Genomic DNA, 14,036 nt, shown 5'->3' on the forward strand with positions numbered 1-14,036 from the left:
GCATGACGCTGCGTGAGGACTCGCGCCGCAAAAGCGCGGTCACTATAAGTTTACGTGCACGTAAACGGCAATTGCCGTTCGATCACGTAGAAATTGGAGAAGGTAGATGCAGGACGTTCTGAACGTTGCCCCCGCCAACTGGCGCCAGGATGAAGAGATTTCGATTTTTTCGGATGCCGTTGGCCAGTTCTTTGATCGCGAATGCGCCCCTCACGTCGAAGAGTGGCGCAAGCAGGGCTACGTCCCGCGCGAAGTGTGGAAGAAAGCCGGCGATGCTGGTCTTCTGTGCGCATCCGTCTCTGATGAGTATGGCGGCGCAGGCGGCGACTTCCGGCACGAGGCTGTTATCATCGAGCAACAGCAATGGAAGGGCATCGACGGCTTCGGCATCACGCTGCACAATGCCATCATCGTCCCCTACATTGAGACATTCGGCTCCGAAGAGCAGAAAAAGAAATGGCTGCCGCGCCTTGCCTCTGGTGATCTGATCGCCGCGATTGCGATGACCGAGCCTGGCACCGGGTCCGATCTTCAGGCCGTCAAGACGACGGCGAAGAAGGATGGCAATCACTACGTCATCAATGGCTCAAAAACCTTCATCTCCAACGGCCAGACCGCAAATCTGATCGTGACCGTCGCAAAGACCGACCCGACAAAGGGTGCAAAAGGCATCTCGTTGATCATTGTTGAGACCGATGAAGTCGAGGGCTTCGAACGCGGCCGCAACCTCAACAAGGTCGGCCAGAAAGCCGCAGATACGTCTGAGCTTTTCTTCAATGATGTGCGCGTGCCAACCTCAAACCTTCTCGGTGCTGAGGAAGGTCAGGGCTTTGTCCAGCTGATGCAGAAACTCCCGCAGGAGCGCCACATCATCGGCCTTCAAGGCATCGGCATGATCGAACGCGCGATCCGGGAAACCACGGCCTATGTGAAGCAGCGCAAGGCCTTCGGCGGCACGATCTGGGATTTCCAGAACACGCAGTTCAAGCTGGCCGAGTGCAAGACCGAAGCGACCGTCGCAAAGGTCTTCGCCGACCACTGCACAGAGCTTCTGCTTCAGGGCAAGCTCGATGCGGCCACCGCCTCCATGTCGAAATACTGGATCAGTGATCTGCAGTGCAAGATCATCGACGAATGCCTCCAGCTACATGGCGGCTATGGCTATATGGATGAATATCCGATCGGCCAGATGTATGCCGACGCCCGCGTCCAGCGCATCTATGGCGGCGCGAATGAAGTCATGAAAATGCTGATCGCGAGGACGATGTAGCTTGACCCGCTGGCTCGGCATTTCCTCCCTCATCCTCGGCGTGATCTCGATCATGCTGGGCGTCTATGTCGAATTCTTCACCGGTGACGTCGGCGTGAGCGGCATCGTCCCGATCCTGCTCGGCGCGTCATCCATCGTTATCGGCGCTATTGTCATCCGCCAATCCAGACAGATTTAACCCCAGACTTTCCCAAAAGGAGTTTCTCCAAATGACCGAAGCCTATATTTTCGACGCCGTGCGTACGCCGCGCGGCAAAGGCAAAAAGACCGGATCCCTTCACGAGATCACGTCCCTCTCCCTCGCGACACAGACCCTTCAGGCGATCCGTGACCGCAATGAGCTGGACACATCCTATGTGGACGACGTCATTCTCGGCTGCGTCTCGCCGGTTGGCGAGCAAGGCGCAGACATCGCCCGTGTGGCCGCCCTCAATGCAGACTATGATCAGGAAACAGCTGGCGTTCAGGTCAACCGTTTCTGCGCGTCTGGCCTGGAGGCCTGCAACATGGCCGCTGCCAAGGTCATGGTTGGTGAAGCCGACATGGCCATCGGTGGCGGTGTCGAAGCCATGTCCCGCGTCCCGATGGGCGCAGATGGCGGCGCCTGGTCGTCCGACCCGCAAGTCGCGTTCAAGACCTATTTTGCCCCGCAGGGTATCGGCGCCGACACAATCGCGACCAAATGGGGGTTCTCACGCGATGATGTTGATGCCTATGCAATCGAATCCCAGAAGCGCGCCGCACGCGCATGGGAAGAAGGCCGGTTCAAGAAGTCCATCGTCCCGGTGAAAGACCAGATGGGCGCCATCATCCTCGACCATGACGAGCATATGCGTCCAGACACGACCATGCAGTCGCTGGCATCGCTCAACCCATCCTTTGTCGGTCTCGGCGGCATGGGCTTCGACGAGGTGATCAAACAGCGCTACCCAGAGCTTGAGAGCATCAACCACGTTCACCATGCGGGCAACTCTTCCGGCATCGTCGACGGGGCTTCGGCCGTTCTCTTTGGTTCAAAGGAAGCTGGCGAAAAACTCGGCCTGAAGCCGCGCGCCCGCATCAAGTCGATGGCCTCCATCGGCTCAGAGCCTGGCATCATGCTGACCGGCCCATCCTATGTGACCGAAAAGGCATTGAAAAAGGCCGGCATGGAAGTTGGCGACATTGACATTTACGAGCTCAACGAGGCCTTCGCGGCGGTTGTCCTGCGCATGATGCAGGCCCTCGATATTCCGCACGACAAGATCAATGTGAATGGCGGCGCGATTGCCATGGGCCATCCGCTCGGCGCGACGGGCGGCATGATCCTCGGCACCATGCTTGATGAGCTTGAGCGCTCCGACAAGGAAACTGCGCTTATCACCCTGTGCGTTGGCGCCGGCATGGGCACCGCAACGATCATTGAACGCGTTTAAGAGGTAGATTGAAGATGAACCTGGAAACATTCAAATTCGACATTGATGGCGACGGTATTGCGCACGCGGTTTTCGACGTGCCGGGCCGCAGCATGAACACGCTGACCGGCAAAGCCATCGCTGATATCATCGCAATTTCAAAAGAAGTGTCGGAGAACGACAAGATCAAAGGTCTTGTGATTTCATCCGGCAAGCCGTCAGGCTTCTGCGCTGGCGCAGACCTTGGCGAAATGGGTGACCGCGCTGGCGCGTCCTCCGGCGGCGACATGAGCGAAGACGAAAAGCTGAAGGCGAAATTCGAACAAGGCTTTTCTCTCAACAAAACGCTCCGTGAGCTGGAAACCTGCGGCAAGCCGGTGGCCTGCGCGCTAAACGGTCTCGCGCTTGGGGGCGGCCTCGAAGTGGCACTCGCCTGCCATTACCGCGTCGCAGCCAATGACAATCCAAAACAGCAATTCGGCCTGCCAGAAGCCAAGATCGGCCTCCTTCCGGGTGCTGGCGGCACACAACGTCTGCCGCGCCTCGTTGGCGTCCAGGCGGCGCTGCCGCTGATCCTGCAGGGCCAGAGCTTCTCTGCCGAAGACGGCAAGGGCATGGGCGTCATCAACGAGCTCGCGCCTGGCGCAGAGGTCGTTGAGAAGGCCAAAGCCTGGGTCAAGGCGAATCCAACGGCGAAAGCGCCATGGGATGAAAAAGGCTTCAAGGTACCTGGCGGCGTGGTTCACAAGAGCCCCGGAGCCGGCCAGGTTCAGACGATGGCGAACGCCATGCTGGCAGCCAAAACCTATGGCAATTATCCGGCCCAGAAGAATATTCTCTCCTGCGTCTATGAAGGCATTCAGGTGCCAATCGATGCCGCCCTTCGCATCGAGACGCGTTACTTCATCAACACCCAGTCGCGTCCGGAAGCCAAGGCGATGATCCGCTCGCTCTTCCTGTCGACGCAGGCCCTCTCCAAGGGTGGCAACCGTCCGGATGGCTATCCGAAGACCGAGTTCAAGAAAATCGCTGTCATCGGGGCCGGCTTGATGGGCGCTGGTATCGCCTATGTTCAGGCAAAGGCCGGTATCCCGACCGTGCTCGTCGACATCTCGAAAGAGAATGCCGAGAAGGGCAAGGACTATTCCCGCAAGATCGTCGAGAAGGACCTCTCCCGTGGCAAGACCACCAAGGAGAAAGGCGACAAGCTGCTCGACCTGATCACGACGACCGACAATTATGATGACTTCAAGGGCGCAGACCTTGTCATCGAGGCGGTGTTCGAGAACCCGGAGCTGAAGGCCAAGATCACCGAGCAGGCCGAAGCCGTGCTCGGTGAGGATGCGGTCTTCGGGTCCAACACGTCGACCCTGCCAATCACCGGTCTCGCCAAGGCCTCGAAGCGCCCTGAGAACTTCATCGGCATCCACTTCTTCTCCCCTGTGGAGCGGATGGGACTGGTCGAAATTATCTCAGGCGAAAAGACCTCCGAAGAGACGCTGGCGAAGGCGATCGACTATGTGCTCGCCATTCGCAAGACGCCGATCTCGGTCAATGACAGCCGCGGCTTCTACACGTCGCGCTGTTTCGGCACATACACGCAGGAAGGCATGCAGATGCTGGCTGAAGGCATCAAGCCTGCCATCATCGAGAATGTCGGCCGTCAGTCCGGTATGCCGATGGGGCCACTGGAAGTCTCAGACTCTGTCGGTCTCGATACCGCTCTCAAGATTGGCCGCCAGATGGCCCAGGCCTCCGGCATGGATTACGACAAGAACGAGCTTGGCCAGATGATGGCCTGGCTGGTTGAGGACCAGGGCCGGGTTGGCCGCAAGGCTGGCAAGGGCTTCTACGACTATAATGAAAAGGGCAAGCCAGAGCGGCTGTGGCCCGAACTCAACAGTCGCATTGATGTGAAGGTCGATGAGTGCCCGCCTGAAATGAAGCAACATCTGAAGAACCGCTTCCTCGTCCGGCAGGCCATCGAAGTGGCTCGCTGCTTTGAAGATGGCGTGATCACCGATGCACGCGATGCCGATATCGGCTCCATCCTCGCCTGGGGCTTTGCGCCTTATACCGGCGGATGCTGCTCCTATGTCGACCTGATCTGGGGCGTCGGCCCGTTTGTCGAAGAGGCTGAAAAGCTCGCCGCACAATATGGCGACCGCTTCAAGGTCCCGGCCCTCCTGAAGGACATGGCCGCCAAAGGCGAAGGCTTCTACGACCGCTTTCCGCCCGGCGGCGTGAAGGCGAAAGTCGCCGCCTGATAGGCACGGTCAACACGCCTAAAATCTAGAGAAAACCCTCAACCCCTGGCGATCCGGTCTAATTTACCGGATCGCCAGGGGTTTCTTTTTGAGACGCAAGTCACCACTCCAGGCATCGACGATCTTGGGTCGCTATTTCGCAGACAAATGCGCCATTGATCAGATAGTCGCGAGCAAACCGGGTCTCATCGCCTTTGCACGTGAACCATGCGCAGAAGTGACCGATGCACGACGAGTAAATCAAAAGCGTTCGGCGATTGACCAACAGGTCTAAGTTCAACGAGCAACTTTTGTACGGAAAAGCTTTATAGGCCAAATATTTGACGAACACGCGCCTAAACTTAATTTATATATTATTTTGTATATTAAATGTATTATAATTTATATATCACTGATACTTGACGGCCCGATACGTCCATTTAAGTCAGTGATATGCCGAGACCCGTTGGTATCCGAAATCAGGATTATGATGAGAAGCGTCTGGCGCTTGTCGACGCCATGCTTGAGTATGTTGAGCAGCCCTCAACGACGCTCCCATCCCTTCGACAATTAGCGATTGCCGCCAAAGTCTCGGATGCGGCCTTGCGTCATTATTTTGGCGACAGGCGCGGCGTCATTGTCGCCTTGATCGAACGGATCAAGGAGAAGACCGATGGGCTCCGCCAAGGCCTGCAGCTGCCAGCCACATCGATAGAAGCCGCCGTCACCGACTACATTGCCGTGGCTGCGCAACTTGGTGAGGACGCCACCTATCTTCGCTGGCACGTCTTCGCCTTGCGCGAAGGCATGCTCGACCCGGAAGTGTTCCTGGAATATGAGCGGCTGCTCTATCATCCGGCGATAGACGCTGTCGCAAGTCGTTTCTACGAGTCTCCTGGCGGCCCTGACGTTTACGAAGCCGCGCAACATGGCGCCGAGCTTCTTATCAGCGCCGCCATGGCGATGGCTCTAAGAAACCATTTCAGAAGTCCCGATGATGAAGGCGGCGACTCTCAGGCCGATCTAAAAAGTCGTTTCAATCGACTGCGGAACTGGGCGCTGCACGGTGTTGTGCACGACCCGAATGGTTTGGGCGAGCCGCAGGACGCCAGCGACCCATAAAAAAGGCCGCAGCGAATTACGCTGCGGCCCTGATTAATTACAAGCTATGTAAAATTAGCTCGTTGTGACCGGCGTCAGCAGGATTTCAACGCGGCGGTTGGCTGCGCGGCCTGCTTCGGTGTCGTTGCTGGCAATCGGCTGGGTTTCGCCACGGCCATAGGCCTGAATGCGAACCGGCGCGACGCCTTGGCTGGTCAGATAGTTGGACACGGAATTTGCACGACGCTCGGACAGCTGCTGATTGTAGTCGTCAGGGCCATCGGAGCTTGCGTGACCAACAACGTCAACGGCCGTCGACGGGTATTCGTTCAGCGTGGCAGCCACTTCATTGAGAGGGCCATAAAACTCAGGCTTGAGGTCCGCACTGTTCACCGAGAAGGTAACGCTGGACGGCATGGTCAGGGCAATCTGGTCGCCTTGACGCTCAACTTGGATTTCGGTGTTGGCTGTGCGCTGACGCAGTGCACGTTCCTGCCTATCCATATATGTACCAACAGCACCGCCTGCGAGCGCGCCAACGGCTGCGCCAATCGCGGCATTGCGGCCATCATCGCCACCGGCGAGTGTACCAAGTGCTGCACCGGCGAGCGCGCCGCCACCTGCACCATAGGCCTGGTTCGTCGACAGGCCTGTGCCTTCACAGGCGGTCAAAGCCATGGCAGCTGCGGCTGCACCAATCATCAACTTGTTCATGTTTTCATACTCCTCATACTACAAGCCCCATCCATTCCGGATCGGGCATCGACTTCACAACGTTCAGCCCTCAGCTTCGTTCCACGATGCTTGTGTATCGCGTTAAATACTGGACTGTATACTGATATATGTGCGGCAGATTTTTCAGACATGGCGTGACCTGGGCCGATTACCGGGCCTGGCTTGATCTTATTCCACCGGATGATACCGACCCACCCGAACCAACATACAATGCCGCTCCAGGGTCATGGCAGCCCATTTTGCGAAAGACCCGCGATGGCCACGCCGAACTCACGCCAGCGCTCTGGGGCCTGGTGCCAAGCTGGTGGAAAAAGCCGCTGAAGGAAAAGACCTTCACGACGTTCAACGCAAAATCGGAAACCGTGGCCGAGAAACCAGTTTTCAGAGGCGCTTTCCGGCATCATCGCTGTCTGGTGCCTGTCAGCGGATACTATGAATGGACGGGGCGCCAGGGCGCCAAGACCCCCTTTGCCATCGGACTTCGAAATCGGCGACACTTCTGCTTTGCCGGACTTTACGATGTCGCCCATATCGACGGGTCGGAGCTGCACAGCTTCACCGTGCTCACAACGACGCCGAATGATGCCACGGCCGGAATCCATCACAGGATGCCCGTCATCCTCCATCAGTCCGATTATGAGCGCTGGCTGGATACCGACAACCGCAAGGTAGACGACCTTTTTGAGCCGTTTCCATCAGAGGATATGCATGTTTGGCCGGTTGGCCCGGACGTTGGCTATGTGCGCAACAATCATTCGGGCTTGATTGAAGAGACATGATCTGCGCCTATGAAGCACAATGTGACAGTAACATGACGAATGGACATCATGCGTATCATCTTTCTAGCTTTCGTTGGCCTTCTCGCTTTGGCCGCCTACGCCGTCTAATCGTCTTCGATCTTGAAGGCTGAATAAGCCTTTGCGACCAACTGAGCGATCTCTTCGCAAGCCTCTCTCGCCGCGGGCACCACGCCTGTGAACGCCGTAAATCCGTGCGCCAGGCTTTCATAACACTTGTAAGTCACCTTGACGTCCGAGCGGCGCAGCAATTGGGCATAGGCGGCGCCATCATCGACGAGCGGATCAAAACCGGCCGTCGCGATGATCGCCTGCGGCAGATCTTCCAGCCGGGTTTCCCGCGCCGGTGATATCCGGACATCGGTCTTGTCCTGACCCTCTGGCAGATACTGGTCCATGAACCACCGCATCGTGTCGCTATCGAGCGGATAGGTTTCACCGAACGCGTGGTAGGATGGGAATTCCTCTTCGATTTCTGTTGCCGGGTAGATCAATAGCTGAAGCATGGGCTTGGGCTTGCGCTCTCGCAGCATCTCCTGGCTGACGATCGCGGCGTAATTTCCGCCCATACTGTCACCGCCGACAGTCGCGGTCCCGGCGGGCGCCCCATGCTTGGCCGCATTGCGCAGCGCCCACTCATACGCATCGATACAGTCTTCCAGACCGGCAGGGAATTTGTGTTCCGGCGCCAGACGATAGTCGACCGAAAGCACCGGACACCGCGCAGCCTTGGCGATCATCGTGCAAAAGACATGACAGGTCTCAAGGTCGCCGATCACGCCACCGCCAAAATGGTAATACACCATCATCGGGGCTTTCGGATTCTGATTGTCCGGCCGGTAGATCCGAACCGGGATCGTGTGCGTCTCGCTCGAAGGGATGTCAGTGTTGCTCCAGGTGACCCCCGGCTCGGCCTCATCGGCAAACATCGCGAGGCCCTGAGCAGAGGCCGCCCGCGCTTGTTCCGGGGTCAATGTTGACATGGCAGGCTGCTTGCGCGCGCTTTGCGCAATGAACTGTAAACGCGGATCGAGCGTTCGCCCTTCAATCTCAACCGGCTTGCCGCCGGACATTTTGACCAGCCAGCTGTCTGGCAGTTTCAGGAGCAATTTCGCGATTTTGACCTGGAGGCTCATTCGCGGATCCTTCTCTATGGTTTTCGTCTGCCCGATGTCAGCGATTGCACGCCGTTCAGCAAAAGACTGGTCGCAAAACGGGTCGCACCATCGACATCCACCGGCCGTCTTTGCAGCATATGGTCACCAAGATCGCGTGCAATCCCTATCGCAGCGGCGGTCAGATATTCTGAATCAGCAAGCGGCATCTCGGACAGCCGTGTTACCCGCTCCATGTCCATCCGGATTTCGTCGAAGATGGCGTGCATCTCCGGCGTATCAACGCGAACCCCGATCAATGCGATATGCGGCGCGCCCTCACTGATGGCTTCTTCATTGGCGGCATTCAGAAACTCGAAATAGGCGCGATAGGCCTTCTCGATATACTGCTCGAAATTGTCCGCGCTCTGTCTCACGTCCTGAAGACGGGGGCGAAATTGCCGCCCGCTCTCATTGGCGAGCGCCTCAAAGACTTCTTCTTTAGATTTGAAGTAATTGTAGAAAGTACCCGCCGCGAGATTCGTCTCGCGAATGATGTCGCGTACTGTGGTTGATTCGAAACCGAGACGTGCAAACACCTGCCTGGCGGCCGCCAGAATAGCTTGCCGGTTCACTGCTTTGGTGTGGGCGCGTTTTCCCACTGCTTCTGCAGACTTTATTGAAGCGGACATAGGTTCGGACTTTCTTCGCCCGTTCAGCAACCAGAAGAATGACGTACCGTCAACTTTGTTTGCAGCCGCACCTCACACAACAGCAGCCAAGGCCACTCAAAGGTCAGAAGACCCACGATCTGATCACCCCTGCTCGCACTCAGATTTTATGATCCGCCCTGCCCCATATAGGGCGGGAATGATAGCGGGTTTCGCGAGGTCAGATTGGAGGAACTTCCAACCGCCGAATAGGTCCCCGTCAGCACCTCGAAGTGCAGGTGAATGCCGGTGCTGTTGCCCGTCGTGCCCATGATTCCCAGAGGCTGTCCAAACCCGATTGGCAGGCCGGCCACGACACCAGGCTCAATATTATTGAGATGAGCGTAGCGGGTATAGATGCCCTGCCCGTGATCGATCAGCACCGTATTTCCATAGCTGCTGCTATAGCGCGCTTCGCGGATCGACCCTGGCGCGGCTGAGTACACCATACCCGGCGGCTGCGATCTGAAATCGAGCCCCTTATGGGTGCGTCCCATGCGATGACCGAACCCGGAGGTCATACAGGCATTGTTGGTCGGCACCGGCGTCAGGACCACTTTGCCATCGACCAGGACGACCGGGTGAAAATTCAAAACCCGATAGCGCTCATCGGTTTCGAAAGCATTTGTAATCGTGCTGTTCGGACAGAGATAAAGGTCCACATCCGGCTGAAACGGCCCCTGTTCGGCCATGACCGACGCGGTCGAACTGATCGCCAGAGGGGGTTTCAGTGTAGGAGGGGGCGGCCCACCATGACGGATCGGCGCGGGCGTTGTGCTGCACGCCGCGATAAACAGGTACAGAGCCGACAGGCCCGCAAAAAAGCACTTTCTCATGGCCGTCACCAAGGAGTCTGAACTCAGGCGGTCGCTTTGGCTCGCTTCCGCCCGTTTTCCAACTCTTTCATGAGGTCCTTTACGTAAGCGTTAAAATCGACCTGCATCGTATGACGTGGCGCATCATAGAAATGTCCGAGATGGAATTTCTCGTCCTCCACGATCACCTTTTCCATCTCTTCTCGCGGTGGGAAATCATATTCACCGGCTATCTTCGCAGCGCATAGTTTCGATTGTTGCTCGGCGAAATTGACGAGCGTCGGCAGCGGCTGCGCAAGCCCAAGGAAAAACAAATTCTCATAGCCCGGCTTCACCATCCGCTTGAATAGCGGGAAGCGATTGTCCTTGGCGCGGAGGTCATCGGTGTCAAAGAACGGGAAAGAGACATTATAGCCTGTCGCCCAGACGATCGCGTCAATCTTCTCGCGAGTGCCATCCTTGAAGATAACGCCATCGCCGTCGAGCTTGTCGATTGCCCCTTTTGGATGAATGTCGCCGCATCCGACGCGCGTCAGAAACTCGCCAGACACTGATGGGTGCCCGTCCAGCGGCTCATGATCCGGCTTCGGCAGGCCATAGTCTTCCATATTGCCGATACGCTTCTTGATCGCTGACCGTGCCAGCTTGCGCCCGAGCTTTGTCGGCAACCAACTTGGCAGCACCGCCTTGTCCGCCGGCTGGCCATTCATGTATTTTGGCAGCACCCAGACGCCGCGCCGCATGGAAATAAATAGTTTCTCGGCAATCGGGCGCTGCGACAGCTCTGATGAGATATCCATCGCGGAGTTGCCCCCGCCCACGATCATCACGCGCTTTCCGCGAAAGTCGAACGGCTCAAACGGGTCACGGTAGTGGTGCGAATGAACCTGATAGCCATCAAATTCGCCCGGATAATCCGGCACGCGTGCGTCCCAGTGATGACCGTTCGCCACGATCAGCCACTGATAGGTGCGCGTCTCGCCTGTCGATAGCGTGACATCCCAGTCGCCATCATCCCGGCGCCGGGCCGTCTCTACGGCTGTGTTGAATGTAATCGTTTCACGCAGCCCGAAATGGTCCACATAGTCATGAAAATACTGAAGCAATTGAGCGTGGTGTGGAAAGTCTGGCCAGTCCTCCGGCACCGGGAAATCCTCAAACGCCAGACGCCATTTAGAGGTGTCGATATGCAGGCTCTGATAGCAGGATGACAGCCCGTTCGGGTTCTTGAAATACCAGTTCCCGCCAATGTCGTCGGACATTTCGAAACAGTCATACGGGATGCCGTAATCCTTCAGGCGTTTGGCCATCGTGAATCCGGAGCATCCCGCCCCGATGATGCAAGCCCTGCCCTTTGACTGTCCGTCGAATGCCACATTTACCTCCCTTGGCGTCACTTATTGCGCTCTTTGGCAAAGATGGTATCGACGCCTCAACAAAGGTCAATTTCACGTAGCGGAAGCAGGAAATCAGAATGGCTGAGGAAAACAGCGGCGACGATACACTGTTCAGGCTGATGCAGCAGAATGCCTCCCGGATCATGACCAACGTGCCCTGGGCGCAAGCCTTGGGGTTTGAGCTTACGGAGATCCAGAAAGGGCGAGCGTTTGCGAAGGTAAAATGGCGCGAGGATCTGATTGGTGACCCTGATACCGGCGTTATCCATGGCGGCGTGCTGACGGCGTTACTGGACAATCTTTGCGGCGCGGCCATCAGCGCCGCCCTCACCAAGCCGATGTCGATGGCGACGCTCGATCTCAGGATCGACTATATGCGCCCAGCGCAGAAGGGCCGCGACATCCTTGCCGAGGCCGAGTGCTATCATGTCACTCGAAATGTCGCCTTCACACGGGCCTGGGCCTATCACGAGACGCGGGAAAAAGTGATTGCCACGGCGGCAGGCGCCTTCGCCCTGAATGACATTTCCCGCTGGGCCAGCGGCAATGAAGCTGTAGAGCTCGCCCGGAACGTGCTTGGAGACCAGACATGACCAGCCGCGCGGATGAATTGCAGGCCTTTTTGGACCGCACTCCGTTTGCCCGATTTCTCGGCATGCGCTGCGATATCAGGGGCGACGAAATGACGGCAATCCTGCCGTTTCAGGACAAGTTTATCGGCAATAAAGCCATCAATGCCATGCATGGCGGCTGCACGGGTGCCTTTCTGGAACTCACCACTATGGCGCAGGTCTTTCTGTCGAGCGAACTCAAACGCCCGCCGAAACCGATCAACGTCACGATCGACTATCTGCGTTCTGCCAAAGGCGAGGATTTGTACGCCCGCGCAATCGTTCACAAGCTCGGACGCCGGATGGCCAGTGTGCGCGCAGAAGCCTGGCAGGCGGAACGTGACAAGCCCGTCGCGGCACTACAGGCGCATTTCCTGGTCGCTGAGGACAGTTGATCGCGAGAGCTGCCGGTTCAGCAGTGTCGCCGCCAGATAAAAAATGATCGCAATCACGCTGAGGGCTGAACAAGCCCCAAAGGCGGCGGCGTATCCGCCCAAATCCTTGGCCGCGCCGAGCTGGGCCGCCCCGAGGCTCGTGCCGAAATTCAGCAAGGCCATGAAAATGGAAAATTGCGTCGCCGCCACGCCGCCCTGAGATTGGCCCATCGCGATCGCGTAGGTGCAGACCGACATCAGAACGAAGAGAACGCTATAGGCCAGCAAATAGACATAATAGAAATCGTCTGACGTCCACCAGACGATGGCCGCGCCATTCAGCAAGGCCATGCCAAGCAGCGCGCCGCCCAGCGCTTTCATCGGGCCGATCTTGTCTGCGAGCCAGCCAGACACGAAGATCCCAAAGAGGCCCCCGAGAAGATCCGCCGACGCATCCCGATTGGTAAACCGCTCACGCGCCCAGCCAAGCTCCTCCACTGCCAGCGTCGGCGAAAAGGCCGTCTTCAGGCCATAGGCGGCAAAGGCGACCAATATGCCAATCGCGAGCATCAGACTGGCAGGCGTTCGCATCGCACGCCAGAGCTTCTTCATAAATGGCCACCACTGCGACACCTGCACATCGCGGTTCGCCGATGAGGCTTTACCGCTAGACCACGGCATCAGCTTTTCGCCCGGGCGCTCTCGCAACAGGACAGGCAACAGCATCACCAGCGCCACAAACACCGCTGTCACAATCGCTGCGAGGGCATGGCCTTGGTCGCTGATGAGATAACCAGAGAGAAACGCAAAGCCCGCCGTGCCGAGCGTCTTGCCGCCCCACATCAGGCCATTGGCACTCGCGCGCTCTTCTTCAGACAGAATGTCGATCGCCATCCCGTCGATCGAGACATCCTGAAAAGCGCCCGCAAAGTTCACCGCAAAACCTGCGATCGCGAACCAAGTGAGGCCAGCCTCAGGCGAAGACAGCCCGGCAAACCATATGAGGCTCCCGATCAGCAAAAGCTGCGCAAGAATAAGCCATGGCCGCTTGCGCCCCATTGGTAGCCAGGTGAACCTGTCCATCAGCACGCCGTTGAAAAGCTTGAAGCTCCACGGCAGCAGGATGATCGCGATATATCCCGCAATCGCTTCCGCCCCGATGCCCTGGGAGGCAAACCAGGCCGGAATGGCGATGTAGAGCAAACCCTCAGGCGCCCCCTGCGCGGCGTAGAGAAGCATCAGACTTCCCAGCCGCAGGGGCTTGTTCTCACTGAGGGCCGGAAGTCTAGGTTCTTCATTCATAAATTTTACCGCGGCGGGCGGCGGAGTTTTGGTTGCTGGCAAGACGCCGTCGCGCAGGAAGGCCGGGGCCTTTCAAGCGGCGGCAGGTCAGCAGGCAAAAGACCGTTGCCCGGCGTGGTAATGGCCGGAACGCCTCAATCAGTTGACCGGCAGCCTGCTGCGTCAAGCTGCTTGAACGGACATGTGTCCG

General features: G+C 57.7%; 14 protein-coding genes. 8 read left to right on the plus strand and 6 right to left on the minus strand.

Annotation, left to right across the window (positions count from 1 at the left end; translation table 11 throughout):
• Positions 1 to 106: 106 nt before the first annotated feature.
• The 5 genes from B8783_RS12695 (at position 107) to B8783_RS12710 (ending at position 6,032) form a co-directional block, all read left to right on the plus strand.
• On the plus strand, positions 107 to 1,270 hold the full coding sequence (locus tag B8783_RS12695) for an acyl-CoA dehydrogenase family protein (RefSeq protein ID WP_084420481.1): 1,164 nt from the start codon (positions 107 to 109) through the stop codon (positions 1,268 to 1,270).
• Position 1,271: 1 nt separating this feature from the next.
• Complete coding sequence (locus B8783_RS18530) at positions 1,272 to 1,448, plus strand: hypothetical protein (protein WP_169711790.1); 177 nt, start codon at positions 1,272 to 1,274, stop codon at positions 1,446 to 1,448.
• 31 nt (positions 1,449 to 1,479) lie between these two features.
• Positions 1,480 to 2,685 carry an acetyl-CoA C-acetyltransferase gene (locus B8783_RS12700; RefSeq protein ID WP_084420482.1) on the plus strand — a complete coding sequence of 402 codons (1,206 nt, stop codon included), beginning with the start codon at positions 1,480 to 1,482 and terminating at the stop codon, positions 2,683 to 2,685.
• A gap of 14 nt (positions 2,686 to 2,699) precedes the next feature.
• Positions 2,700 to 4,931, plus strand: a complete 2,232-nt coding sequence (locus B8783_RS12705; protein WP_139792363.1) for a 3-hydroxyacyl-CoA dehydrogenase NAD-binding domain-containing protein — start codon at positions 2,700 to 2,702, stop codon at positions 4,929 to 4,931.
• Between the two features lie 432 nt (positions 4,932 to 5,363).
• The gene (locus B8783_RS12710) at positions 5,364 to 6,032 is read left to right on the plus strand and encodes a TetR/AcrR family transcriptional regulator (RefSeq protein ID WP_084420483.1); all 669 of its coding nucleotides are present in this window, start codon (positions 5,364 to 5,366) and stop codon (positions 6,030 to 6,032) included.
• Between the two features lie 54 nt (positions 6,033 to 6,086).
• On the opposite strand, the gene B8783_RS18740 is transcribed toward B8783_RS12710, so the two are convergent.
• Positions 6,087 to 6,725, minus strand: coding sequence for an OmpA family protein (locus B8783_RS18740; protein WP_169711791.1), 639 nt, complete (start codon positions 6,723 to 6,725; stop codon positions 6,087 to 6,089).
• 128 nt (positions 6,726 to 6,853) lie between these two features.
• Between B8783_RS18740 and B8783_RS12720 the strand changes: the two genes are divergently transcribed.
• A complete protein-coding gene (locus B8783_RS12720) occupies positions 6,854 to 7,525 on the plus strand; it encodes an SOS response-associated peptidase (RefSeq protein WP_084420484.1) in 672 nt (223 codons plus the stop codon).
• A 104-nt stretch (positions 7,526 to 7,629) separates the two neighbouring features.
• Here the strand turns inward: B8783_RS12720 and B8783_RS12725 are convergent, their stop codons facing one another.
• From B8783_RS12725 to B8783_RS12740, 4 genes are all read right to left on the minus strand, one after another.
• A complete protein-coding gene (locus tag B8783_RS12725; RefSeq protein ID WP_084420485.1) occupies positions 7,630 to 8,679 on the minus strand; it encodes an alpha/beta hydrolase in 1,050 nt (349 codons plus the stop codon).
• A 14-nt stretch (positions 8,680 to 8,693) separates the two neighbouring features.
• Positions 8,694 to 9,329: a TetR/AcrR family transcriptional regulator gene (locus B8783_RS12730; protein ID WP_084420486.1), complete on the minus strand. Its 636-nt coding sequence runs from the start codon at positions 9,327 to 9,329 to the stop codon at positions 8,694 to 8,696.
• Positions 9,330 to 9,475: 146 nt separating this feature from the next.
• Positions 9,476 to 10,183, minus strand: a complete 708-nt coding sequence (locus tag B8783_RS12735; RefSeq protein ID WP_084420487.1) for a M23 family metallopeptidase — start codon at positions 10,181 to 10,183, stop codon at positions 9,476 to 9,478.
• A 23-nt stretch (positions 10,184 to 10,206) separates the two neighbouring features.
• Positions 10,207 to 11,538, minus strand: coding sequence for a flavin-containing monooxygenase (locus B8783_RS12740; RefSeq protein WP_084420488.1), 1,332 nt, complete (start codon positions 11,536 to 11,538; stop codon positions 10,207 to 10,209).
• A 98-nt stretch (positions 11,539 to 11,636) separates the two neighbouring features.
• Between B8783_RS12740 and B8783_RS12745 the strand changes: the two genes are divergently transcribed.
• Together B8783_RS12745 and B8783_RS12750 are read left to right on the plus strand one after the other, a co-directional pair.
• Positions 11,637 to 12,152 carry a PaaI family thioesterase gene (locus B8783_RS12745; RefSeq protein WP_233355777.1) on the plus strand — a complete coding sequence of 172 codons (516 nt, stop codon included), beginning with the start codon at positions 11,637 to 11,639 and terminating at the stop codon, positions 12,150 to 12,152.
• Positions 12,149 to 12,565 (plus strand): PaaI family thioesterase, encoded by a 417-nt coding sequence (locus tag B8783_RS12750; protein ID WP_084420489.1) that lies wholly within the window; start codon positions 12,149 to 12,151, stop codon positions 12,563 to 12,565. The genes B8783_RS12745 and B8783_RS12750 overlap by 4 nt, the downstream gene beginning before the upstream one ends.
• On the opposite strand, the gene B8783_RS12755 is transcribed toward B8783_RS12750, so the two are convergent.
• Positions 12,530 to 13,783: an MFS transporter gene (locus B8783_RS12755; RefSeq protein ID WP_169711792.1), complete on the minus strand. Its 1,254-nt coding sequence runs from the start codon at positions 13,781 to 13,783 to the stop codon at positions 12,530 to 12,532. The two genes, B8783_RS12750 and B8783_RS12755, sit on opposite strands and share 36 nt — an antisense overlap.
• Positions 13,784 to 14,036: the final 253 nt, after the last annotated feature.

The sequence above is a fragment of the Henriciella litoralis genome (genome assembly GCF_002088935.1).
GTDB lineage: Bacteria > Pseudomonadota > Alphaproteobacteria > Caulobacterales > Hyphomonadaceae > Henriciella > Henriciella litoralis.